Genomic DNA, 26444 nt, shown 5'->3' with positions numbered 1-26444 from the left:
GAGATTGAGTTCCCTGTTAGGTACTTTAATCTTACATGAAGTCGCTGGGGATTTTTTATGTTTCTTTTTGGTAATTACATTATTTCATACACCAGGAAACTATAAAATTCTTGGCTTGTGGATAAGTAGCTTACCTTGCGTTGCTGTATAGCTCCAGGCGCCATCGGCTTGAGGCTCGCAGGAGTGAGTCCATTATTGCGACGTACAGGATGTACTAATGCAGACGAAGCGACAGGACGTCGCGAATTTAGTCGATTTTCCACTAAATAACCCTGAACCTGTGAAGGGAAAAGCCCCTCCTAGGACCAGGAACTTTTGCTTGTTAGGGCTGATCAAGACGCTTGTGTTTGTTAAATAACTCCTGAAGGCACTCTATCAGAAAGTTTCTTCTATTATACTCAGTTAGCTAGTTTGTAAACCAAATTGCAAACAAACCAATTAAAAACAGATGACATAATTGGATCTAAGGAAGGAGAGGGTGTCATTTTGCCGCTGGATTCTGCTCTCATTGTTATTGCTGTTTGAAGATACAAATGACCAATTCATTGCTAGTGCAACAGAAGAGATAATACTAGAATGAACGAAATAAAACTAAATAATGATAGAATTAAAGAATTTTCGACATATATTGAAAAGGCTTTCCCTCGAAAAATGAAAATGAAGAATCTTCACACGAAATTCACAAAATATAGAATATAATTTTATTAAAATATAGTAAATTTCGTATTTTTTGACTTAGGAGGGGATCTAAATGGCGAGGATTTTATTAAATGATGTTTCGAAGCAATATGGTAAATTCAAAGAATTTGCGGTAAAAGACTTTAATTTGGATATTGATGACCAAGAGTTTCTAGTATTCCTAGGTCCATCTGGTTGTGGAAAATCCACAACACTTAGAATGATTGCGGGATTAGAGGATATTTCGAGTGGTGATGTTTATATTGGCGATACACTTGTCAATGATATACCCCCGAAAGATCGTGATATATCCATGGTATTCCAGAACTATGCGTTATATCCAAATTTAAGTGTTTATGAAAATATCGCATTTGGCCTGCGAATTAAAAAAGTCCCTAAGTTTGAAATTGAGGATGCTGTAAAACAAGCTGCACGTGTCTTGGAAATTGGTAGTTTTCTTGATCGAAAACCTAGAGAACTGAGTGGTGGACAAAGACAAAGGGTTGCCTTAGGAAGAGCGATTGTTCGTCAGCCACAAGCATTTTTAATGGATGAACCATTGTCCAACCTTGATGCAAAATTACGTGTGCAAATGAGAGCAGAGATTATTCGACTCCATAAAACAATGGGTGTTACAACCATTTATGTCACACATGACCAAATTGAAGCAATGACAATGGGCGATCGAATTGTGGTAATGAATAATGGCCTGATCCAACAAGTAGATACACCTGAGAATATTTATAATCGACCACAAAATATTTTCGTGGCAAAATTCATCGGGAACCAACCAATGAATTTATTCCAAGGAACGATTCGAGAAGTAGACGATGAAGTTCGATTTTTTACAAGTGCATTTAATCTACATTTAACCGAAGAGCAAGCGAATATGATGAGAAACAAGCGGCTCCACAATTATGAAGTTGTGATGGGAATTAGACCAGAACATATGGGATTTGAGCGAGAGTTGTTTGACTCATATCCAAATGCTGTCATCGAAGGACTCTTGCAATTCAATGAATTTATCGGGTCTGACCATTACTATCATTTAGATTCCTATGGAAAGGAATCGTTTACAGTAAGAGCACATCCACGATTTAGATACGATGAAGGGGATAAAGTAAAAGTCGCCGTTGATATGGGGAAAGCATTATTTTTTGATCGGAATAGTGGAGAATTATTGACGGATTGAATGGAGGGATACAATGAAACACCCATTTAAAGTATCGAGCAAATGGTCTTGTTCCTTTGTTGTAGTTATGATGATTTTTAGTGCATTATTACCAACATCTAATGTCGCTTCAGCGGCAGAAGAAAATACTGAGGTAGATTTATCTGCATATGTAGAACCCTTTTATTATGATGTTTTAGAAGGCTGGAATGAAGAAGGGATTCAATCAGGGACAGATCAAATAGACATAAAAGCGAAAGATTTTGCCGAAAAGTCAGAAGAGGCTTCGTTTACAATTGATTCGTATGCTGGCAAAGATGAAATCGTTTTATGGAAGGAAGCTGCTGGTTGGATAGAGTATGAAGTCGATATAGAAAATGAAGGTTTATATGAGATAGCTATGGACTACATTCCCCTGTCTCAGGAAAGTGGTGGAAGCCGACAGTCACTGATTTTTAGTATCTCAATCAATGATTCGATTCCTTTTAAAGAAGCACGTTCTATAGAATTTAGAAGACAATATAAAGATAGAGAACCACAGTATGATGAAGAGGACAATCAAATAAGATCCTTGGTAGAAGAAATTTCCGATTGGGAAACAGACTATTTTCGTGATCCTGGCGCAAATGTGAAACCGCTTCAATTTCATTTGGAAAAGGGGAAAAACACGATTCGCATCCAGCCGCAAAGGGAAGTTGCCGCTATAGAATCCTTTACCATTCAGCCACCCACAAGTTATCCGACTTATGAAGAGGTGGAAGCGGAATATCCAAGAAGCGAAGCGAAAACAGATGAGTCCATTGAGCTGGAAGCAGAAGAATTTATATCAAAAAACTCAACATCAATTCAAGTGCAATACAACAGAGACCCTCTTACAACACCTAAATCATTAAAAAAAGTGAAGTTTAATACATTGGGTGGAGAGAGTTGGAAAAATGGCGGACAAGCCGTTACATGGGAATTCGATGTGCCGGAAACGGGAGTGTACAAATTAGGATTCCGTGGTTTACAAAACTATCGAAAAAGCTTGGCCTCCTTTAGAAGTATTTATGTTGATGGGGAAATTCCTTTTTCAGAAATGGAACATTTCAAAATTCCTTATGCTTCAAAATGGCAAGAAGTGATTCTTCAAGATGAGAAGGATTCACCCTATCAAATTTACTTAGAAAAAGGCAAACATACACTTACCTTTGAGGCCACATATGAACCGTTTATGTCAATAATTTCTCAAATTGAAGAAGTATCTGATCAGATTAAATCTGTTTCACAAGAACTACGTCTTGCCTCCGGAGGCAGAATGGTTAAAGGGAAGGCGGTTGTCGACGAATTCAGAGTTTGGAATGTAGAGAAAGAGATGCCAGGTCTAATTGAACAGTTAGAAGGTATGCATGACCAACTAGCTGAAATGGCAAAGGCGACAATCAAAATTAATGGGGGAAGAAATAATGTTTCCCAAGCGTTTGAATCCACCGTCCAAGATTTAGCTAAATTGTTGGAAAAGCCTAATGAAATTCCTAATAAGCAAATGGTCATTGGAACGATGCAAGAGAAAGTAGATCAGCAAAGACAAGAGCTAATGGACAGCCCATTGGAGATAGATAAACTTTATCTAGTACCAGAAAAAGGCGAATTTCCACGTATGACGGCTAATGCGATTGAAAAAGTTCAAGGGACGTTTAATTCTTTGGTCTACTCTTTTTCTGATCAACATCAATTGGGAGAGCAAAAAGCAGAAGAACTCAATGTTTGGATGATGTGGGGAAGGGATTATGCAGAGGAGTTACAACAATTAGCAAATCAATATTTTACACCTGAACACGGTGTAAAGGTGAATGTGAATTTGATCCAAGATCAAAATTTGTTAGTTCTAGCCAAAGCAGCAGGGATTATGCCGGATGTTGCTTTAGGTGTTCCAAGCTCTATGCCATTTGAAATGGCCCTCCGTGGGGCGGCAAAGGATATATCGACTTTACCTGGGGCAGAGGAAGTAATAGAGCAATATGCTCCTGGTGCCATGCTTCCATATTATTATGATGGAAGTTATTACGGAATTCCTGAAACAATTAATTTTAAAGTATTATTTTATCGTAAAGACATCTTGGAACAGCTTGGTCTTGAGGTTCCAGAAACATGGGATGATGTGTATGACATGATTCCCACATTATTGCAAAGTCAATATAACTTTTTTGCAGACCCTAAAGATTTTTCCTATATGCTCTATCAAAATGGAGCCGAACTTTATACTCCTGATGGGCTATCTACTGGTTTAGATCAAACAGTGGCATATCAAGGGTTTAAAGAATGGACAGATCTATTTAATTTACATGGATTGGACAACCAAGTGCAAAGTTTCTATCAGCAATTTAGAAAGGGCACTATGCCAATTGGGATCGCTGACTTTAATCAATACATGGAATTACTCGTGGCCGCACCAGAAATTTTGGATTCCTGGGGAATTGCGCCGGTTCCTGGGCATGTAAATGATGAAGGGGAGATTATCCGCTGGGCAGGAGGAACAGGAATGGATACAACAAGTATGATGCTGTTCAATGATACGCCCGAGGAAAAGCAGGATCTCGCATGGGAGTTCGTAAAATGGTATACCTCATCTGAAGTTCAAACAGAGTATGGGCTCAATCTTGAGCAATTTAGAGGCGAAACATTCAGATGGAACTCCGCCAATATTGAAGCGTTTAGCAAAATGCCATGGAGAAAGAATGATTTAGACGCCATATTGGAGCAATGGAAATGGGTCAGGGATCTTCCGAATGTACCAGGAAGTTATATGACCACAAGGCAATTGGATTTTTCTTGGAATCAGACTGTTTTAGAAAATGGAAATCCAAGAATTGAATTAGAGAAAGCAATAAAAGAAATCAATCGTGAGTTAAAAAGAAAGCAAATTGAATTTAACATTATTGATGAAAATGGAGACGTTTTGCACCCGTTGGATTATCTTGACGTGACAGAGCCATGGGAAGGAGTGAAGCAAGTTGAATAGTGATGTACAAACGAAGAATGTGGGGATGGGGCATGCTAAGCAACAGACACCAAACCCACTCACCTCTAAATTTAAAAATAGAATGACAAAATTAATGGCTGATATCTGGAAATTTCGTCTCTCTTATTTATTTATCGCCCCATTTATGATTCTATTTATTGTGTTTATTGTAATCCCGGTAATCGCAGCGATGGGCCTGAGTTTTACGTACTTTAACTCGATTGAATTTCCCGAATGGACGGGATGGTTAAACTACCAAACCTTGTTTTCCCAAGACATTGTCTTTTTACAAAATGTCTTACCTAATACTTTTACATTTTCGCTATTTGTCGGACCGGTGGGCTTTATTCTTGGGTTTTTACTAGCTTGGTTTATCTCTCAATTGCCGAATACATTGCGAATGATTTTTGCACTCGCGATGTATGCCCCTTCTCTTGCTGCAGGGGTAGCGATGACGGTTGTATGGCAAGTAATGTTCTCGGGTGACCGTACCGGGTATATTAATAGCTTTTTGCTGAAATATGGCTTTCTTACAGAACCGGTTATTTTTCTACAGGACCAAAATTGGCTATTAAACATTATGATTGTCGTATCAATCTGGTCGAGTATGGGGATTGGTTTTCTAGCACTATTAGCTGGTTTACTTAATGTTGATCAAGAATTGTATGATGCAGGAAAAATGGATGGGATTTCCAGCCGCTTGCAGGAAATTTGGTATATCACCCTTCCTTCCTTGAAACCACAATTACTATTTGCTGGAGTAATGGCAATTGTTCATACCTTGCAATCAGGAGAATTAGGGGTACAGCTGTCAGAATCGAATCCAACACCTAATTATGCTGGTCAGGTGATGATTAGTCATATTGAAGATTATGGGTTCATTCGTTTTGAACTAGGCTATGCTAGTGCTGTATCTGTCATATTGTTATTACTAATGTTTTTATTAAGTCGGGTATTCTTTTACCTCTTTGGTGAAAAGGAGGGAGAATAAAGTGAAGGCAAAAACCTTTTTCAAAAACTTTGGTTCGGAAACTTGGATCAACTTGAAGAATTTTGGAGCAGAATTCAAAAAATTAGATGCGACTCAGATTATCATATTGCTTTTCCTAACAATATTAGCGGTTTTCATGCTTCTGCCGATTGTGTATATTTTCAATCATGCTTTTAAGCCTTTGCACGAGTTGTTCCTTTTTCCACCTACGTTCATCGTACAAGATCCTACATTTCAAAATTTTGTGGAGTTAATGTCGATGACAACGAGTACGTTCGTGCCAGTATCAAGGTATATTTTCAATAGTGTCATCGTAACAGTAATTGCTACTGCAGCAATGGTGCTTACAAGCTCACTATGTGCCTATGCTCTATCAAAGCATAAGTTTCCAGGTGTGAATATAGTATTTTCGTTGATTATGTTGTCTCTCTTGTTCGTCCCGACGGTTTTGCAAATTCCGCGCTATGTCGTTGTGCAGAGTTTAGGGATCATGAACTCCTATTGGGGCCATGTCTTACCAATGGTTGCCATGCCGGTTGGCGTATTTTTGATGAAGCAATTTATGGATCAAGTACCGAATGAGATTATGGAGGCCGCTAAAATTGATGGGGCTTCTGAACTTCGCATGTTTTGGCAAATTGTTATTCCAATTGTGACACCAGCAATTGCAACGATTGCAATTATATCCTTTCAAGGGGCATGGGGAAATGTGGAAACTTCTCAATTGTTTATGCAGGATGAATCGATGAAAACCTTGCCTTATTATATGCAATCCTTGACAGCTAATTTGGCAAACACGGTTGCGAGACAAGGGGCTGCAGCAGCCGGGGCATTGATTATGTTTTTGCCGCAGTTGATTATCTTTCTATTTTTCCAAAAGAAGGTTATTGCAACTATGGCGCATTCTGGAATCAAATAAGGCAAGAAAAACGGAGGTACTGTAATGAAGAGAATACGGAGAATATGGCAGACCTTATTCGCCTCTATCAGCCTTACAATCATATTTCTGTCATCGACATTGACGGCCAGTGCGGAAGTTCCCTACGATACTTTTAGTGTAGATGGCTTTGGGCAAACGATCTTTACACAGCCTGCCTATGAACCAAGTGAAGTATTGGCTACAGATATATATGTGACGGATGAAAGTGGCGAAAGTGTTTATTCATCATTGAAACAACCTCAAGATATATTTATTGATGACAATGATGAAATTTATATTGCCGATACTGGCAATAATCGGATTGTTCATTTGGATCAGGATGGCGAATTGCTTCGTGAAATAACTTTGCCTGATAGTCCGCTGAATCAACCATCAGGAATTTTTATTGACGATAGAGGAGATATTTACATTGCCGATACCGGCAATAAAAGGGTGGTGAGGTTGGACTCTGAAGGCAATCTCATAAAAGAATTTGGACCACCTGATTCGAAATATATTGATGAAAAATTTGTCTATGAACCAATAAATATGATTGTCGATCGTCGTGGCTTTGTTTTTATTGTATCGCGAGGAACGTATCAAGGGGTTATCCAATTAGACCCTGACGGTGAATTCTTTGGATTTTATGGAACAAATGTCACAGAGGTTTCTCTTATGGATCGAATTCGTAATATCTTTTACACCGAAGAACAACTGAGAAGGCAAGTTCGATTATTGCCAAATCCAATTCGCAATATTGATATCGATCATAATGGTTTTATCTATACGGTCTCTCGAGATGCAATAGAACAAATCAAGAAAATTAACATTCGTGGTGAAAACCAATGGAGAGATTTCTCCTTTGGTGACAATATCAATTTAAACTTCTTACGAGATCGATCTACTGCACAGAGCGATGAGGAAGAAGGGAAACCAAAAACGGAAATAACAGATGTAACGGTTGATAAAAATGGAATCGTAACCGTTATTGATAAAGCTAGTGCCATTATTGCTCAATTTAACCAAGAAGGTGAGTTGCTATTTTTCTGGGGTGCACCGGTGATGTCAGGTTCCCCACAAGTAGGTGTAACAAAAAGTCCAGTTGCACTAGCTACGAATAGTGAAAATAAAATTTTTATTTTGGATGATGCGCTCAATTTGGTACAAGTATTAAAACCGACTGATTTTGGCCGTGATATACAAACGGCTTATATTTTGACACAAGAAGGGAAATACGGAGAAAGTGAGGAATACTGGAAGGAAATTATGGGGCAAAATGCTCTGTTCTCTCCTGCATATGCTGGACTTGCACGCGCTGCTTTTTCCCGTGAGGATTTTGATGAGGCCTTGGAATTATATAAGCTTGCAGGGGATGAAGAAGGGTATTCAGATTCTTTCTGGCAAATAAGATTAAATTGGTTTCAAAAGAATTTCTCCTATTTTGCGAATGCATTTATTGTTATAGGCGTTGGATCTATCATTGGAGCCCGCTATCGAATCAAAAAAAGAAAGGTTAAAAAGAAAAAACGCATTTCATTGGGCACATGGAAAGATATTCAAGTGTTGCAGAATTTAAAGCATGCCTTTTTCATCCTTAAGCATCCTTTAGATGGAATGGCAGATATTCGCTATAGCAAAAAAGGGAACTATCTCAGTGCTTTAATCATCCTTGCATTAGTGATTGCGGTTGCGCTAACCAGAGTTTATTTTACAAGCTTTACCTTTCAACCTATACCTCCAGGTAGTTTGAATGCAGGATCTATTTTACTCGTTGGGACTGTCATATGGGTTTCATGGGTGATCTGTCATTATCTCATCGGAACTATTCGCTATGGTCAAGCTCGTTTTCTAGATGTGTTTGTTGGAAGTGCTTATTCACTCATCCCTGTCTTTTTACTAGGGCTGCCTTTAGCACTGTTATCCAATATCATGACCTTGAGTGAGGGTTCCATCTATAGCTTTTTCACAGCAGTTATGGTGATCTGGTGTGGAGCATTGTTCTTTTGGATGGTACAGGCGTTACAGAATTATTCTGTTGGTGAAGCGATTGTCAACATTTTATTATCCTTATTTTCAATGGTGATGTTATGGGTGTTGATTTTTATCATCGTTGGTTTATCTTCGGAAACGATCGACTTTATCTACACACTTTATCAGGAGGTGACAATGTGAAGAGAAAAGCTGTAATCATCATTATTTTAGCTTTCCTCACTGTCTTCAGCACAGTCACTGTCTTGGTGAACCATACGGAGGCTGCTGAGGAAGGAGATGCCACTGAGGAAAATCAGGATCAAGAAGAAAATGCAACGGATGATCAGGCAGAAGATGTTCAACAAGAAGACAATCAAGGGAATGGGGAAAAGGCCCCTCCTCCTGATGAAAGTAAGTTTGAACAGGTAGCAGAGAATGACAATCTAATTTTGAAGGCAGACCCTGAAACTGGGCATTTTATCGTCGACAATAAAAAAACCGGAAAAAAATTAAGATCTTTTCCGAATCCAGATGGGTGGAACGAAGGGGGCACATCGGATTCTTGGGGAGTGCATTTACAATCTCCCTTTATGTTCTCATATGTGGAATTTGATGTTCGAAAAGATGTAGTAAAAGAATCCAGTTTTCAAAGTCAAGGAGGCACAGCCGACTTTAAAAAAATAGAAAATGGCTTTGAAATTACGTATGACATGCCGAATGTCGGGTTTGTGATTCCCATAGAAGTCAAGCTTGAAAAAGATTATGTTGAGACGAGAATCTTGGGAGACGAGATCAGTGACGAAAAGGAATTTGCGGAAGATGATGATAGTAAGGACCCGAAAAGCCGACTTGTTTCTTTAAGATTATTCCCATTCTTAGGAGCAGAAACTTCTAAAAAGGAAAACGGGTATATCGTACTTCCAGATGGCCCAGGGGCTTTAATTGACTTCCAAAAAGATCGAGCCAGTACGAATAACTTGTATTCAGAAAGAGTCTATGGGGATGATTGGGCATTCTCTTCTAAGGCAGATTTTTCATCAAGACAGTCGATTAAAATGCCTACCTTTGGTATAAAATCGGAAAACCAAACATTTTTGGGACTGATTGAAGAAGGCGATGTATACGCAAATATTGTATCTGCTCCTTCGGAAACACTGACCCAATACAATTGGGCAACAGCTGAACATTTATTTAGATTTAAATTTTTCCAGCCTACGAATCGAAAAAAATTAGAAGGCTACTTCACGTATTCACAAGAAATGCAGAGAGAGGATCGATCTGTCCGTTATTATTTGATTGATGGCTCTGATCCGACTTATGTCGATATGGCAGAAAGATATCGTGAATATTTAATGGAGGAAGAGGGATTAGACCGATTAGAAGCCAAAAAGAATGTTTCTTTACAGTTATCACTGATTGGAGGAGGAACGAAAAAAGGCTTCATTCGAGATTCGTTTCTTCCACTAACGACAGCAGAACAAGCGGGGCAAATTGTCAAAGAGTTAAATACATCTGGTGTTGAAGATATGTCCATTCATTACTATGGCTGGCAAAGAGGAGGATATGACAAAAACGGTGGTCATTTCCCTGTTGCGAAAAAACTAGGTGGAAATGATGACATGAAAAAGTTTGTTGACTTTGTTCATTCAAAAGGATTTACCGTTTATTTAGATGCTAGTTCCTATACGTATAATAATACTAATAAGGATGGTTTCCGCCCCAATCGCGATGCGATCCGTGACCTAAGCTCAACTGTGATTAAGAATCGCTCTTATAGAGGAGAGAAATTCTTAGTGAGTCCAAAGTTTATGGAAAAAACGATCTTGCAAGATATGGAGAAAGCGAAAGAATTAGAAGTAGACGGTTATTTGTATGGAGATGGCATTGGCTCCTTGCTTTCAACTGATTATAATAATAAGTATTTTGTTAATCGTAGAGAAGCGAAGGAGTTGCAAGAGGGAATTATTGATAAAACCGCAGAAGAACTTGGAGGCGTCCATTTAGCTTGGGGGAATTTCTATGGTCTGCAAAATGTTCAGCACCTAGCTGATATGGATGATGATTATTCCTATGATTTGTTTGTAGACAGGAAAATTCCATTTGCGCAAATCGCGCTTCATGGATTAATCTCTTACTCTTTTCAAGATGGAAATATGGGAGGGAACATGAATCACCGTTTATTACAAGGTATTGAATATGGAGCACTTCCTTCCTTTATTCTGACGCATGAAGAGTCACAGAAGTTAATGGAATCTATTTCCTTAAGAAGATATTACAGTTCAAATTATAAACAATGGGAAAATGAAATTGCAGTGCAGTACCAAAGTTATAACGAAGCACTTGCAGATGTACAAGACCAGTTTATTGTTGATCATCACGTGGTTGCGAAGGGTGTGTACGAAACACGCTACGAAAATGGAAAAAGAATTTTGGTCAATTACAATAAGACACCTTATAGCAAGGATGACATTAAGATAGAGGCAGAGGATTTTATCATCCTTGAAGGAGGCAGATAACATGAAAAAAAGGAGGATAAACGCAAAAGTCGCACGTAATTTAGAAGGGTCATTATTTATCGCCCCCTGGATGCTTGGATTTTTGATTTTCCTTGCCTTTCCATTAGGATTTTCCTTGTATATGAGTTTTCATCAAGTGAAAATCCTTCCATCTGGGATGCAATATGAGTTTAACGGTATCAAATATTATCGAGAAATCTTATTAAATAGCTCTGAGTTTTATGATCAGCTGATTCCCTTTTTTCAGGAGATTGTCTTAATGGTGCCGATCATCATCATTTTCTCCTTGCTGATTGCAATATTGCTGAATCAGAAACTGCATGGGCGATTCCTATTTCGCACAATCTTTTTCCTCCCGGTTATTTTTACAACCGGGTATCTCTTAACCGAATTTGTCAATCAAGGAGAAGGAAGCTTAGGATTTTTAGAAAAATTTGCACTAGGGGAATATTTAGATGCCTTTCTAGGAAACAGTACATGGGGGAACTCAGTTAAAACTATTCTGAATCGATTTGTACTTGTGTTGTGGTACTCCGGTGTACAAATTTTGATTTTCTTAGCGGGGCGGCAAACGATCAGTAACTCCGCTTATGAATCGGCGCGAATTGATGGAGCGAATCCATGGGAGGTTTTCTGGAAAATTACCTTACCCGCTATGGCACCTTTTATTTTCCTAAATTTAATTTATACGGTTGTCGATATGTTCACTTTCCCATTTAATCCTATTATCGACTTAATTGGTACTGGAAATTATGGATATAGTAGTGCGCTCGCGTGGGTTTACTTCTTGATTATTGCTATATTCCTAATGATCGTCATGTTTATTTTCGTCCGTATTAATAAAAGACAAAGAGCAGCAAGTCGTTAAGGAGGCGAGGAAATGAATGCAAATACAAGTACGATGAAAAAGTATCAAAGGCCGAAGAAAGGACATTATTTGCAAAGAGGGCTTACGACTGCCAAATATGTCATTCTGGGTAAGGAAATTAACGAAGGGCTGCTCTTTAAAGCCTTTCTATATACAATATTTATCGCAACCTCTTATATTTATTTAAACCCAATTTTAAAAATGATTGTCAATATGGTGATGAGTGAAAGAGACTTAATTAACCCGACGATTACGTGGATCCCATCTGAAATTTATATGGGGCATATCAAACAAGCTTGGAAGGCTCTACATTATGGGCAAGCTTTCTCCATTAGTATGATCGTTGCATTGAGTTCAGCTGTTTTTCATTGTATCACTTGTGCTCTAGCTGGTTATGCATTAGCCCGTTTGGAGTTTCCTTTCAAAAAAATTGTGTTTGGTTTATTGATTGTTGCTTTCATTATTCCACCGCAAGTCACGGTGCTTCCAACCATTATTGGTTATACAAAATTGGGAATCAATGACAGCTTTCTTACGCTAATTGTCCCATCGATTTTAGGGTTTGGAGTAAAGGGTTCCCTGTTTGTCATCATTTTCAGGCAATTCTTTCTCACACAACCAAAGGAATTGGAAGAAGCAGCAAAAATTGATGGTGCCAGCGCATTTCGCTTCTTTTTGAAAGTAATGCTCCCATTAGCAAAGCCTGCACTGTTAGTGGTGTTCCTATTCTCCTTTGTTTGGACTTGGAACGATACTTATTTACCAAAAATGTTTTTAGTAGATTCACAGTATTTACCGCTGGCTAGTGAAATGTTGTCGCTAGATCGGGTGATCGAAAGCTTTGTGGAATCTCAACAAATGTCTGCCGATGAAGCAGGAGCTGTCAAAATGGCAGCTAGTTTTCTCGCCATCCTTCCACCGTTATTGATCTTTTTGATCTTCCAACGCCATTTTGTGGAAGGGGTAGAACGTACAGGTTTAGTAGAATAATAAAAAAGTGGAACTCGCCCTCAGCAGTGGGGCGAGTTTTTTAGTGCTTGGGAAATCAGGTGAAAACGGAGAAAAATCGTGCGACGAGAGTTCTATGCACCAAAAGACAAGTCAAAACGGAGAAAAATGGTACGTAGAGAGTTCTACGCACCAAAAGACAAGTCAAAACGGAGAAAAATGGTACGTAGAGAGTTCTACGCACCAAAAGACAAGTCAAAACGGAGAAAAATGGTACGTAGAGAGTTCTACGCACCAAAAGACAAGTCAAAACGAAGAAAAATGGTACGTAGAGGGTTCTACGCACCAAAATCGAGTCAAAACGGAAAAAAATGATACATAGATAGTTCTATGTACCAAAAAAACAAGTCAAATCGAAAAAAATCGTGCGTAGGACGGCGCGAATTTAGCCTTTCTTCCTAGTTCAAGGCGCTTGCGCTTTTGTTGTTGAAATGAAATTGACAAGATTGTAAACAGATGGTAGTTTATAGAATAGGTTGAAGTTTAAGTAACTTCGAAGATTTGCATATAGAACCATCGTGCTAGGCAGAATGAAAGCCGTTTCAGTGTTCAATGACTTGTGAGATGTCATGACCTGACCGTTCATCTATTATAAAATGGATGCTTGCGCTTATGTTCATGACAGAATTACTGTCTTTGAGAATAAAGCTGCCCTTATCAACTTATGACTAACAAAAAAGGATGGATGAAAAATGGATATGGATATTCTCATTGTTGAAGATGAAAAATCGATCCGTGAAGTTTTACAGTCTTATTTTCTAAAAGAAGGCTGGCATGTTTATATTGCTAGCGACGGAATGGAAGCGCTTCAAGTCGTGGAGAAATTTAAAGTGGATGTCATTTTATTGGATCTCATGATTCCCAAAATGTCTGGTGAGGATGTATGCAGAAGAATTAGAGAAACATCTCAAGTCCCGATTATGATTATTTCTTCTAAATCTCGTGAAGATGATATGATTAATGGTTTAAACATTGGGGCAGATGATTATATCGTTAAACCTTTTCGAATTAAAGAGGTTTTGGCCAGGATTAATGCCCTATTGCGGAGAATCGATATGCTGAAAAAACAAGAGGATCCGATCTTGCGCTTGAATCAAAATGATTTGGTGATTAATTTTGAAACACAAGAAGTTTTAGTTAATCAAAAATCCGTAAAGCTAACTTCCACTGAGTTTAAAATTTTAGATGCATTAGTGAAGAAACCAAGGAAAATTTTTAGTCGTCAAGATTTATCTTATATCGTACAAGGTTATCGATATATTGGTGATGGGAGAGCGATGGATGCACATATCAAAAATTTACGCAAAAAGATTGAGCAAGATCCCAAAAAACCAAAGTATATTGTGACAAAGATCGGTGCAGGCTACACATTTAATAGTTTCTTAGATAAGGAAGTTTGAATTTCATGAAATCATTTTTTAAAAGGACGGAAGTCTCCATTTTTATGATTCTATTTATTATATCTCTCCTTGGTCTTATTGGCATCTATTATACTTTATGGTTCTCTACTGATCGTCTTTTAACAGAGTATAAGCAAAAATATTTTTCCGAAAAAGCTTATCAGATGAGCTTTTTTTTCCGAGCAGATTTAAAGGATCCGCTTGAAGCTTCAGCGAATAGGAAACGATTTGAGCAAATGGCCCAAGAATATGCAACACCTGTTGAATTTGTACAAGAAGATACCCGACAAATTTTATATAAAAATAAACTAGACTATTCAAAATATAATGATCCCTATGTAGTTGAATTGCCGATTGTAAAGGATGGAAAAACACTTGGATATTTACATGCTTATTATGATATGAAGGAAGATTTAAGCTCTCCGGCCATACTAAGGTTGGAAGAAGAATTGACACACAGACGAATTTATATTCTTATCTTTGCCAGCTTTCTTGCATTGATTATTAGTCTAATCATTGCCAAAAGATATGCAGAACCAATGAAGATTTCTGCGAGATATGCTGAGAAAATATTAAAGGGGAACCGAGAAGAATTCGTCCCAAGGGTTGGGACAACAGAAACCAAGCAATTAATTGATAGTATTAATAATCTGTTAATAGAATTTAATAATGTAGAGAACTGGCGTAAACAAATGATGGAAGATTTAACGCATGAATTACGAACACCGCTTACGTCTGTGTTAGCCCGTTTGGAAGCAATCGTCGATGGTGTTTATCCGAAAACAGATAAAAATTTACAAGATATATATGAGGAAGTAGAAAGGTTTTCAAGATTGGTTAGTAATGTTCAGCAATTATCAGAGGCAGAAGGAGCTAGGTTTAAGTTAAAGATTCGGAAAATCTATGTTACTGATTTGGTAAGAGGGGTATATGAAGGCTTTCTATTTATTGCCAAACAAAGAAAAATCAAAATGCATTTTAATTCACCTAGTATGCCTTGTACGGCTTACATAGATCCAGATCGAATGATCCAAGTCATTACAAATCTTCTTTCAAATGCTTTGAAGTACACGCCACCAGGCGGTGATGTTTGGGTGACTATCGAAATTCTGGATGATCACTTTGTATTTTATTGCCAGGATAATGGAATCGGCATTTCAGAAGATGAATTAAACTTGGTCTTTAATAGATTTTACCGCATCGACAAATCACGATCCCGCGATTATGGTGGATCAGGGATTGGACTTAGTATATCAAAGGCGCTTGTCCATGCGCATGGGGGGCAAATCGGTGTAGAAAGTGAGCTGGAAAAAGGCTCAATATTCTGGGTCGAAATCCCGCTAGATAATCAACTTGTTGCAATAGAAGGGCAGAGCAAAAATTCGGAGGGAATTCATGAGGCTATATAACAGCATTCGAGAGATTCATCGAAACGGCATCATCTTTGTTTATCCAATTATTTATGATTTGATTGCGTTGGCGATCGGCTTTTATTTTATCGGCTTTAACGGACAATCAATGTTTTCAGTCAAGCTAATTTTAGAGATGGGCTTCCCATCTGTTAGTCATATCGAGAATATTCCTTTATTCGCTAATCAATTATCCTTCTTCAACGGTCCTGCTGAAACAACCTTTTTTTCAGGCGTGGCTGTATTGATCCTAATTGTCATTAGGACATTTCTCCAAGGAGGTTATATTCAATCTTTACATACTGTAGTAGAAGGCGAAAGTTATTCATTTTCTGAATTTATTAAAGCGAGTAAGAAAAATTGGTTGCAATTTCTTTTTCTAGAGATAATCCTCTATTTTCTTAAAATAAGTTTAACCGCTTTTCTCGTTATTTTCTTTCCAGGGATAGGTGGCTTTGCTGCGTTATGCAGCTTGATTGTTTTGCGAATCATCTTTATTTATCTAGAATTTACGATTGTATTAGACAAAGTACATATCCCTGGAGCGCTTAAATTAAGTCGTACATACTTAGCTAAATCATTAGTACCGACAATGTTAACAATTATCGTCATGTATGTGATCTGTTCGGGCTTAAGCCTTTTCATCCATATAATGTGGTCTCCGACGATTGTGATCGGAATGATTCTAATGTATTCCTACATCATGACGCTGATTCAATTGGTATTCATGACGATTTTATCTAAGACTCGAAAATAAAACTCCACTTTTGTGCAATAAAGTCCTCTTTAATTGAGAGGGCTTTTTTGTTTGATGAGACATTTTCAAAAGTAAAAATGGGGTATGGGAAATCAAGAATTAACCGTTTATACGATTGCTTTCGAGATATCTTGTGTAAATTCTTTTTTATTTCTATGAAAGCGCTTGACTAAGGTGAAGAAAGCGCTTATATTATGAATATATCCAGTATTTCTAGATACAACCTGATATACCAGGATTTGGGAGGGGGGGATTTGAATTAGCAATAAAACACCTTTGTATATCCAGATTAGCCATTTTCTAACGGGAAAAATGGAAGAGGGTATATACAAAACGCATGATCGGCTACCTTCAGAGGCAGAATTAGCAAAAGAGTTTAATGTAAGCCGTATTACGTCAAAAAATGCACTTATCAAACTTGCAGGAGATGGAAAAGTCTATAGAATTCCTGGAAAAGGAACCTTTGTCGCTGAACCATCTAGAGACGAATGGGCAAGAAAGGAAACATACAGCGAGTCCAAATCCGACATCCCGCTTATCGGTTTGATTATGCCTGAGGTTGTTGAACAGTATTCAGCCCAAATTTTGGCTAGTGTTGAAACCGCTGTTAATGCAATGGAATATGGATTAATACTGAAACAATCGCATCATAATAGTAATGTCGAAAAAAAAGCGATCAAGATGATGTTGAAAATAGGTGTAAAAGGATTAATCATTTTTCCTGTTGATAATCAGGTATATAACGAAGAGATCCTTCGTCTTACATTGGACGGGTTTCCATTGGTTTTACTAGACCGTTATCTGAAAGGAATTGAAACATCTGCGGTTTATTCTGATAATGTCACAGGTGCCTATCAATTGACTAAAAGACTTTGCGAGTATCAACAAAAAATTAGTTTGTTTACTACACCAAATTATGCAACGGTTACTGTGGAAGACAGAATTAAAGGATTTGTGCAAGCACTCGAAGAAGCGAAAATGCCCATTGATCGTTCGGCTTGGTTTACTGACATCCTTCATGAGAATGTAATAGAAAAAGCAGTTGGATTTTTACAAGCAAATCCTGATATATCGGGTATATTCGCTATGAATGCTTATGCTGGCAAAATTGCTTATCAAGCGGCCAAAAGACTTGACAAGCAGATTCCAGAAGAATTTTCTATTGCCTCTTTTGATCAGGACCGTGAATTGGATCTTTACCCAATTTTGACAGCGAAACAAAACTCGGAGGAAATGGGGGAAATCGCCGTCAAAATTTTGCAATCACAATTCCAAAATGAAAAAGCGGTCCAACAAATCATGGTGCCTGTGCATATTAATGATCAAGTAATTAAGACATTCGAGCAGGAGGAAAGGCAAACTTTTGTTTAGGAGATTTATTGTTAGTGAAATAGATTCATAATTTTGAATATAGAGAAAGAGACATTTTATTATTTTGAAGAAAAGAGGTTGCTCTTGGTATTTTAGGAGGTGATCTTCCCAACAAATTCATATGAACGAATATAATATATTGTCGTGTTTTATCGGGATGGGCTGGCTCTATCTTATGCGAGCTGGGGGATATTGAAAATAAAAAAAGGGGGAAAAGCAAATTGAGAGAGAAAAGTAAATTGCTAGTATTATTCATTGTCATTGGTTGTATGTTAGCGTTTGTAACAGCATGTGGTAATTCGAATGAATCTGTAAATGGAGATAATAACGATAACAAAAAAGGTGATGACACAGAGAAAGTCGAAGAGACGAATATAAGAGAGCAAGAAGCGACAATTCGTTGGGCACACCAATGGGGAGAAGAGGAATTTTTGAAGGATTATGGAGACCTTTTAAAAGAGGAGTTTCCAAATGTGACGATTGAAGTTCAAGAAGCGGGAACTGACCACCCCGAAACATTAGAAAATATCATTGCCGCGGGGAAATCACCTGATATTGTCACTCTAGGTATTGCCACACATATACAGTTTATGGATGAGCTTGGTTTAGCGTATAATCATGATGAAATCGTTGATAAGGCTGGATTTGACATTTCAAAATTAGAGCCTTCGATTGTTGAATATACACGTAAACAAGATCCAAATGATGAAGGCAGCCTTTATGCCATTCCGAATAGCCGTCCAACCTGGGCATTACACTATAATAAAGATGTATTTGATACATTTGGCGTGAATTACCCAGAGGATGGTATGACATGGGAAGAGATTGTCGAACTAGCAAAAGATTTAACAGGTGAAAGAAATGGTGTGGAATATCGCGGATTAGATCTTGATGTACCCTATGATGCATGGACGCAATTTAGCACACAAGCTGTTGATCCTGATACAGATGAAGTGAATATTTCGGGGAATGACGATTATAAACGTTTCTTCCAAATGATTGAAGATACGATTTCGATTCCAGGGAATTATCCAACTGAGGAACCAGGCAGTCTGCTAATGAACTGGGGAGCTGAATTTGGTAAAGACAATGTGGCGATGGCACCTTCTGGAACGAACTGGGGTTGGTTGGAAAAAGATAATATTGATATTGCCACTTATCCTGTTTGGGAAGGGTATGAAGGTTTGAATCCGCAGCCTAATAGTGGTGGCTTTGCGATTACAGAACCTAGTGAGCATAAAGAATTGATTATGGAAATGATTGCTTACCTCCTGTCTGATGAAGTACAAATGGAAAAATCTAAACAAGGTACAACTTCTATCTTAGTAAATCCTGATGTACAGGCCGCATTTGGTGAAGGGAAGCCAGAAATAAGTGATAAACATCTTCAAGCACTTTTCGAAAACGGCTATGCAACAGGACCGGATAATCCAGCTAAATACGGAAGTATTCCATGGGGGGAATTTGAAGAGTTCGCCAATTCCGGTAAGGATGTTAATGAATACTTGCGCCAATATGAGGAACAGATGACCGAACTTGTGGAGCGACAAAAAGCTCAAGAGTAATGGAGTTAATAGGAAATGGCAGGGACTTTATGAAATTTTAGAGTCCTTTTATACAAAATGTATGAATGAGCTAGAAAATGAGTTCAGAGGGTTTCATTTGTGCTTTAAATTCCATGAGTTGGTGGAACTACTCAATCAATTTTTGCAAAGTTCTTCGTACCAAAAAATCTAGTAACAAAGACATTAGAATGACTGAACCTTAGCATTGAAGGATATGAATCATTGCTAAGGTTTTTTGCTATGTAAGAACAATTAGGCTATGGTATTCCCCTTCACTCTCCATCCCTCTTCAATGTGGCACTAGTCTTGATATTTTGTCGCATCCGTCCACCATAATTAGGGGTTTGTACAATTATTCTTTTTTCCAGTTTTAGCATTGACTATGCATTTTATAGTATGATACAGTATAAGAAATTAAAAATATCCTTTAGTTCGATAGAGTGATAGTGAATTAAAGAAACAGGATGTGACTTGTATGTTTTTGCCGGCGGGTAGCAGAGATGAGATGGGGTCTTCTATTGATCATCGCTTCCATGTGATGGAAGTATTCAGAAAAGTAATAAGAAGAAGAGGTTACTCCCTGATTTCGACACCAGTTGTAGAGTATGCTGCTACTTTTACAAATCAGTATGTGGATATGAAATTACAGGATATGATGAAATGGTTTAATCCGGAAGGTGAAATTGAGGTGTTACGTCCTGACTGGACGACACCGATTGCACGCGCATTATCAACTCAAGCAAAGGTCCCGCAAAAATGGGGATACATTGGGTCCGTTTTTAAACAATCAATCCCAGGGATTGAATCCCATCAAATTGGTGTGGAATCCTTGCATTTACCGCCTTTAATGGGAGAAAGTGAAAGCTTATATATGGCGAGCTCTTTATTGAAAGAGTTACAGATGGGAGATTGTCTCATTGAACTAGGCCACACTGAAATTTTTGAAAGTTTGGTCAGACCGTTATCGCTGTCGGAAGTAGATGAAAAGCGATTAAGACAGGCGATGCATGATAAGAAAAAAGATGAGGTTTATCAAATTGCCCTTAATGGAAAAAATGAAAAAAGCGCAATAGAATTAGCTTCCCTTGTCGATGCTTTTGGCTCTTTAGAGATTTTAACAGACTATGAAGAACGTTGGAAAGATCGAGCGGATTTGTTGGAGATAGTCGACCACTTGAAAAAGCTTGCTAGAATCGTAGAACAATCAGGGAATCAGGAGATTTTAATTGATTTAGGAAGAGTAAAAAATCTTCCTTATTATTCAGGAACGATGTTCAGAGGCTTTTTGAAAGAAACAGGAGTGGATTGTTTCTCAGGAGGGAGATATGATCGGCTGTATGAACAGTTCGGTGAACGAATCTCCGCTGTCGGCTTAGCTTTTGATGTGGATGTATTGGCAGAACATATAGAGGAGACAAAGGAACTTCCCCATATTTGTGTCATCGCTTCTGAAGCTACTTTAGTGGAAGCAGAAAAAGTAAGGATGAAATATCAGGATGCAATTGTGGATATTCAAACAGAACCATTGGCACATATTCAATATGATATTATTCTAGAAATCATTGAAAAAGATGGAAGGATAGAGGTGATGGAAAGATGACGAAACCTATTGTCGCTTTAACAAAGGGGAGGGTAGAGAAGCAGTTTATCCAGTTCCTTGAAGAGCGGGGATTCGATGTAGCCCCTTTACTTGACAAAGGTAGAAAACTTCAAGTAGAAACGGATCAGTTTTTTGCTTTTTTTGCCAAAGGGATTGATGTCGCCACATATGTGGAACATGGAATCGCGGACCTGGGAATCGTTGGCGAAGATATTTTACTAGAAGTTCAGCCTGATGTCTTTGATTTGCTTCCACTTCCGTTTGGGAAATGCCGGTTTGCTGTTGCAGGAGAACCTGAACCTAGTACCTCACTAGGTAAGCAAAAAATTGCAACCAAATATCCTAATATTACAACAAACTACTTTCGGAAACAGGGAAAATCTGTTGATATTGTAAAATTGGAAGGCTCAGTAGAATTAGCTCCACTTCTAGGTCTTGCTGATAATATTGTCGATATTGTGGAAACAGGAAATACGCTAAAAGAAAATGGCTTGATTGTGAAAGAAGAGATGCTCTCGATTTCGGCGAGATGTATTGCCAATCGTAATTCCTTGAAATTAAAAAAAGCGATGCTTTATCCTTTTATCGAAGCTTTTCGAACTGAGGAGGTTGTCAAATGATCTCGATTTATTCTCCAAATAAATTTACAGATCAATTTATTTCAAAAAAAACAAAAAAACAGCCATTTGCGGAGTCGACTCTAAAAACAGTACAATCAATTATTGAAAATGTGCGTCAGAATGGCGATACTGCTTTGCGGGAATATATGGAAAAATTTGATGGGGGCGCACCAAAAAGTCTTGTTGTCACAAAGGAAGAACGAGAAGCTGCATGGAAAGAAGTACCAGCCGATGTAGTAACAGCTTTACAGAAGGCTGCAGAGAATATCCGCTCTTTTCATGCCAAACAGCTCCAACAATCGCGGATCATGCAAGTAACAGATGAAGTGATGTCTGGACAATTATTTCGGCCGATTGAACGAGTTGGCATTTATGTTCCCGGTGGGAAGGCTTGTTATCCTTCTAGTGTGCTAATGAATGCTATACCAGCGGTTTTAGCAGGTGTTTCTCAACTTGTCATGGTGACACCTGCAAAAGCGGGGAAAATCGCCCCTGTTTTATCGGTTGCTGCAGATATAGCTGGTGTGCAAACCATGTATAAAGTAGGTGGAGCCCAAGCAATTGCTGCATTGGCGTATGGGACAGAAAGTATCGATGCTGTCGATAAAATTGTTGGACCTGGAAATGAATATGTTGCAGCTGCAAAATCTCTTGTTTTTGGTGATGTGGGTATTGATATGATTGCCGGTCCTTCAGAGGTTGCAATCATTGCCGACGAAACAGCTCGTCCTGAATATGTTGCAGCCGATTTAATTGCTCAAGCAGAGCATGATGAAAAAGCACGTGCTTTTTTATTTACCACTTCTGAACAGCTAATAAATGAGACAATAGTCGAATTAAAGAAACAATGTGAGAGTTTACCTAGAAGAGAGATTGCAGAAACCTCATTGAAAAATGAAGGGGGAGCGGTTCTCGTTGATTCGCTTGACACAGCTTTTATGTTCGTCAATGAATTAGCACCCGAACATTTGGAAATCCAAATCGATAACGCCTTATCTTATTTAGGAAAAGTGAAAAATGCTGGTTCTGTATTCATCGGGCACCATACTCCAGAATCGGTTGGAGATTATTTTGCGGGACCGAATCATGTATTACCAACATCAGGGACGGCGAGATTTTCATCAGGTTTATCGGTAGACGATTTTATCAAGAAAACGACCTATGTATATTATTCAGAACAGGCCTTACAAAAGGCAGCTCCCGCTATTGAAAGTATTGCAGAACAGGAAGAACTTGCTGGCCACGGCCGAGCTGTTGCCATAAGAATGAATCATAATCGTGAATAAGTAGGAGTGAAAGAGATGAGAATAGCTTCTAATCAAAGAGAGACAAAGGAAACAAATATTGCACTGGAATGTCGTTTAGATGATCCGAGTCAAGTTGAAGTCGAAACAGGTGTCGGTTTCTTCGATCATATGCTCGAAGCATTTGCTAGACATGGTCGGATTGGATTAAGCGTAAAAGTTGCAGGTGATTTACATATTGATAGTCATCATACAGTGGAAGATACAGGGATCGTACTAGGGAAAGCAGTGCGGGAAGCTTTAGGCGATAAGGTAGGAATTGTTCGCTATGGTACCTCCTATGTGCCAATGGATGAAGCACTTGGCTTCGTTTCATTAGACATCAGTGGCCGCCCCTATCTTCATTTTGAAGGCGATTTTTCCACTCAATCTTTAGGGAATTTTGATACAGAATTAGTGAAGGAATTTTTCCGCGCCTTTGCATTCAACGCAGGAATTACGTTACATGCCCGCATTCTATATGGGGAAAATACCCATCATAAAATTGAGGCCCTCTTTAAAGCGCTTGGGCGCGCTTTAGCAGAAGCAGTCCGTATTGATCCAAATATAGAAGGGGTTATTTCCACGAAGGGTGTACTGGAATAACTCGAAATAGGCTATCCGTTCGAAAAATAGGGTTATCCGCCCGTAAAGTAAGTCTATCCGGTAATAAATTGTCGCTATCCGAGAATAAATTGTACAATTTTAATAAAATAAGAAAAGAAATTTGGCTAGTGTTTGGATCTAGCTCCAGCGCCTAGCCCCTCGAGGTCAAATAACCCTGAATCGCAGAAGGGGAAATTCACCCTTCTTCGTTTCAGGAACATTTGCTTGTCGCTCCTAATCAGCCGTCTTTCGCATTTCATGTATCCTTTATCTCAGGGCAGGATGTAGGTAAGAACAGCGTTGCGACGTACAGGAGGTACTAATGCAGACCAGACGTTGCGATTGTCGTCGCGTTTGAGTCTGCCGCCAGGACGTCGCGTTTTTAGCTGTTCATCCTTACTATGAAAGTTTGTGCGTCGCTAAACGGGCGCTTGCACTTTTCTTAACAAGGGGGAAGAAAATGGTTATTTTACCGGCAATGGATCTCATTAATGGAAAATGTGTCAGACTCTATCAAGGAGATTTTAAACAAACAACGCAAGTAGGGAGCGCTCCAGAATCTCAGTTACATACTTTTATCGAAGATGGAGCAAAGATTGTTCATATGGTGGACTTGGATGGAGCGCGGTCTGGGATGCCGGAACAGCTCAATTTAATTTCAAAGCTAGCCACCTCTTCCTCTGTCCCAATTCAAGTGGGAGGTGGGGTTCGGACGCTAGAAACGGTTAAGTCCTATATTGAGGCAGGAGTGTCTAGAGTTGTGATCGGCACAGCAGCTCTTGAAGATGAGGCATTTTTGAAAGCAGCTTTAGAAGAATATCAAGATAATATTGTGATTGGCATTGATGCACGTGATGAAAAAGTGGCGACAAGAGGCTGGGAAACAGAAACAGAGGTTGATTATCTTGAATTTGCGCAAAAAATGGAGCTGTTAGGTGTAAAAAGAATTGTTTTTACAGATATCTCCAAAGACGGAACGATGCAAGGGCCGAACCTTGAGCAATTGTGCAAAATTCATGAGGCTGTTAGCTGTGATATTGTTGCCTCAGGTGGAATCCGTAATCAAGCTGATTTAGATGCGATTGCTGAAATTGGCATTCAAGAAGCAATTGTTGGAAAGGCGATGTACGAAGGCACTATCAAATTAAGGGGTTGAACATATATGACAGCAAAGAAAATAATACCTTGTTTAGATTTCAAAGATGGGAAAGTTGTGAAAGGTGTCCATTTTGAAGGACTTCGAGAAATGGGCGATCCTGTTGAAATGGCGACAGCTTATTGCCAAGCTGGTGCTGATGAACTTGTATTTCTTGATATTTCAGCGACAACAGAAGAGCGAGATACGCTTGTTGAGATGGTACAGAAAGTGGCTGAAAAGGCGACGGTTCCTTTTACTGTTGGTGGCGGAATTAAATCTCTTGAGGACGTTGAAAGGATTCTGAAGGCTGGCGCCAACAAGGTAGGAATTAATTCTGCTGCTGTTCAAAATCCCGAGTTAGTTGCCGCAGCCTCGAAAAAATTTGGCGCTGCGTCCATTGTTGCGGCTGTAGATGCGAAGCTTGCTCCAGATGGGACATGGCATGTGATGACGCGTGGGGGACAAAAAGATACAGGATTAGATGCGATTGAATGGTCTAAAAAAGTAGAGCAGCTTGGTGCAGGGTCGATTTTATTAACGAGTGTCGATCGTGATGGAGTGAAGGATGGATATGATCTTGAATTAACGAGAGCGGTTGTCGAGGCTGTTGCCATCCCTGTTATTGCATCAGGAGGCTGTGGCAGTGCTGAGCATATTATCGAGGTGTTTGAACAAACAAATGTAGCTGCTGCCTTAGCCGCATCGATTTTTCATGAACAGACCACAAGTATTCAAGCTGTAAAAGAGCTTTGTCTTGACCAAGGAGTGAAAATAAATGAAGCCTGATTTTTCAAAAGGATTGATCCCTGCGATTATAGTCGAGGATCAAACAAACGATGTGCTCATGCTCGCTTATATGGATGAAGCAGCGTATGAACGTACACTTGAGACAAAGGAAACATGGTTTTATTCTCGTTCCCGCAAGGAATATTGGCATAAAGGTGCAACATCTGGGAATCGACAATTGGTTAAATCTATTCAGCTAGACTGTGATCAGGATACGCTTTTAATCAGAGTAGATCCTTTAGGTCCTGCGTGTCATACAGGTGAGAAATCCTGCTTCTTTCATCAGATAGAGGGAGAAGCAACAGAGTCCTCGAACCAAACGATTTATGCACGTTTGATGAATGAAATCCAAGAACGGAAAGCAACCCCTGTCGCTGGCTCCTATACAACCTATCTCTTTGAAAAAGGGACAGACAAAATCGCGAAAAAATTGATTGAAGAAGCTGGAGAAGTTATTATAGGCGCTAAGAACAAAGATAAAGAGGAGATTATTAATGAATGTAGCGATCTTCTCTATCATTGTCTTGTCATGTTAGCCGATCAAGGAGTCGCTTTGGATGAAGTAGAAGCTGAACTTGAAAAAAGATCCCATAAAAAAGGAAATGCCAAAAAGGAACGAACAGAAATAGAAAATTGGTGAAAAAAACAAGCTCCTGCCTAGGAGGCCACTGAAAAAGTCCGAAAAAGATATGATTCCTCGAATTTATGATGGGAATCATATCTTTTTTTAGCTACAATACAAGTATCAAGTAAAAGTGGGTGGCTATAATGATCCGAAAACAAGAG

General features: G+C 38.8%; 20 protein-coding genes. All 20 read left to right on the top strand.

Features of this window, described 5'->3' with window-relative positions:
- Positions 1-751: 751 nt before the first annotated feature.
- The 20 genes from KI375_RS26550 (at position 752) to hisIE (ending at position 26298) form a co-directional block, all read left to right on the top strand.
- Positions 752-1870 (top strand): ABC transporter ATP-binding protein, encoded by a 1119-nt coding sequence (locus tag KI375_RS26550; protein WP_207450617.1) that lies wholly within the window; start codon positions 752-754, stop codon positions 1868-1870.
- Between the two features lie 13 nt (positions 1871-1883).
- Entirely contained in the window at positions 1884-4850 is a 2967-nt protein-coding gene (locus KI375_RS26545) for an extracellular solute-binding protein (protein WP_212976373.1), read from the top strand.
- Positions 4851-4875: 25 nt separating this feature from the next.
- Positions 4876-5841 (top strand): carbohydrate ABC transporter permease, encoded by a 966-nt coding sequence (locus KI375_RS26540; protein ID WP_374706910.1) that lies wholly within the window; start codon positions 4876-4878, stop codon positions 5839-5841.
- 46 nt (positions 5842-5887) lie between these two features.
- The gene (locus tag KI375_RS26535; RefSeq protein WP_244853111.1) at positions 5888-6760 is read left to right on the top strand and encodes a carbohydrate ABC transporter permease; all 873 of its coding nucleotides are present in this window, start codon (positions 5888-5890) and stop codon (positions 6758-6760) included.
- A 24-nt stretch (positions 6761-6784) separates the two neighbouring features.
- On the top strand, positions 6785-8932 hold the full coding sequence (locus KI375_RS26530) for a YIP1 family protein (RefSeq protein WP_212976372.1): 2148 nt from the start codon (positions 6785-6787) through the stop codon (positions 8930-8932).
- Complete coding sequence (locus KI375_RS26525; protein ID WP_212976371.1) at positions 8929-11247, top strand: DUF5696 domain-containing protein; 2319 nt, start codon at positions 8929-8931, stop codon at positions 11245-11247. The genes KI375_RS26530 and KI375_RS26525 overlap by 4 nt, the downstream gene beginning before the upstream one ends.
- Position 11248: 1 nt before the next feature.
- Positions 11249-12115: a carbohydrate ABC transporter permease gene (locus tag KI375_RS26520; RefSeq protein ID WP_207450611.1), complete on the top strand. Its 867-nt coding sequence runs from the start codon at positions 11249-11251 to the stop codon at positions 12113-12115.
- A gap of 12 nt (positions 12116-12127) precedes the next feature.
- Complete coding sequence (locus tag KI375_RS26515; protein WP_244853109.1) at positions 12128-13105, top strand: carbohydrate ABC transporter permease; 978 nt, start codon at positions 12128-12130, stop codon at positions 13103-13105.
- Positions 13106-13815: 710 nt separating this feature from the next.
- Positions 13816-14523: a response regulator transcription factor gene (locus KI375_RS26510; protein WP_242698224.1), complete on the top strand. Its 708-nt coding sequence runs from the start codon at positions 13816-13818 to the stop codon at positions 14521-14523.
- Positions 14524-14528: 5 nt separating this feature from the next.
- A complete protein-coding gene (locus KI375_RS26505; RefSeq protein WP_212976370.1) occupies positions 14529-15932 on the top strand; it encodes a sensor histidine kinase in 1404 nt (467 codons plus the stop codon).
- Entirely contained in the window at positions 15919-16689 is a 771-nt protein-coding gene (locus KI375_RS26500) for a hypothetical protein (protein WP_212976369.1), read from the top strand. The genes KI375_RS26505 and KI375_RS26500 overlap by 14 nt, the downstream gene beginning before the upstream one ends.
- Positions 16690-16965: 276 nt before the next feature.
- Positions 16966-18060, top strand: a complete 1095-nt coding sequence (locus KI375_RS26495; protein WP_280528690.1) for a GntR family transcriptional regulator — start codon at positions 16966-16968, stop codon at positions 18058-18060.
- A gap of 221 nt (positions 18061-18281) precedes the next feature.
- Positions 18282-19625: an ABC transporter substrate-binding protein gene (locus KI375_RS26490; RefSeq protein ID WP_212976367.1), complete on the top strand. Its 1344-nt coding sequence runs from the start codon at positions 18282-18284 to the stop codon at positions 19623-19625.
- Positions 19626-20100: 475 nt separating this feature from the next.
- The gene (locus KI375_RS26485; RefSeq protein ID WP_212976366.1) at positions 20101-21225 is read left to right on the top strand and encodes an ATP phosphoribosyltransferase regulatory subunit; all 1125 of its coding nucleotides are present in this window, start codon (positions 20101-20103) and stop codon (positions 21223-21225) included.
- Positions 21222-21845, top strand: coding sequence for an ATP phosphoribosyltransferase (hisG, locus tag KI375_RS26480; protein ID WP_212976365.1), 624 nt, complete (start codon positions 21222-21224; stop codon positions 21843-21845). Before KI375_RS26485 ends, hisG begins: the two co-directional genes overlap by 4 nt.
- The gene (gene hisD, locus KI375_RS26475) at positions 21842-23131 is read left to right on the top strand and encodes a histidinol dehydrogenase (RefSeq protein WP_212976364.1); all 1290 of its coding nucleotides are present in this window, start codon (positions 21842-21844) and stop codon (positions 23129-23131) included. The genes hisG and hisD overlap by 4 nt, the downstream gene beginning before the upstream one ends.
- 15 nt (positions 23132-23146) lie before the next feature.
- Entirely contained in the window at positions 23147-23734 is a 588-nt protein-coding gene (gene hisB, locus KI375_RS26470) for an imidazoleglycerol-phosphate dehydratase HisB (RefSeq protein ID WP_212976363.1), read from the top strand.
- Between the two features lie 460 nt (positions 23735-24194).
- A complete protein-coding gene (gene hisA / locus KI375_RS26465; RefSeq protein ID WP_212976362.1) occupies positions 24195-24890 on the top strand; it encodes a 1-(5-phosphoribosyl)-5-[(5-phosphoribosylamino)methylideneamino]imidazole-4-carboxamide isomerase in 696 nt (231 codons plus the stop codon).
- Positions 24891-24896: 6 nt separating this feature from the next.
- Positions 24897-25658, top strand: a complete 762-nt coding sequence (hisF, locus tag KI375_RS26460) for an imidazole glycerol phosphate synthase subunit HisF (RefSeq protein ID WP_212976361.1) — start codon at positions 24897-24899, stop codon at positions 25656-25658.
- Positions 25648-26298 (top strand): bifunctional phosphoribosyl-AMP cyclohydrolase/phosphoribosyl-ATP diphosphatase HisIE, encoded by a 651-nt coding sequence (hisIE, locus tag KI375_RS26455; RefSeq protein WP_212976360.1) that lies wholly within the window; start codon positions 25648-25650, stop codon positions 26296-26298. The genes hisF and hisIE overlap by 11 nt, the downstream gene beginning before the upstream one ends.
- The last annotated feature ends 146 nt before the right edge of the window (positions 26299-26444 follow it).

Source organism: Bacillus sp. J14TS2, from assembly GCF_018333015.1.
Lineage (GTDB): Bacteria > Bacillota > Bacilli > Bacillales > Bacillaceae_C > Lederbergia.
Note: the sequence above shows the minus strand (reverse complement) of the source record. Positions and strands in the feature narration are given on the sequence as shown.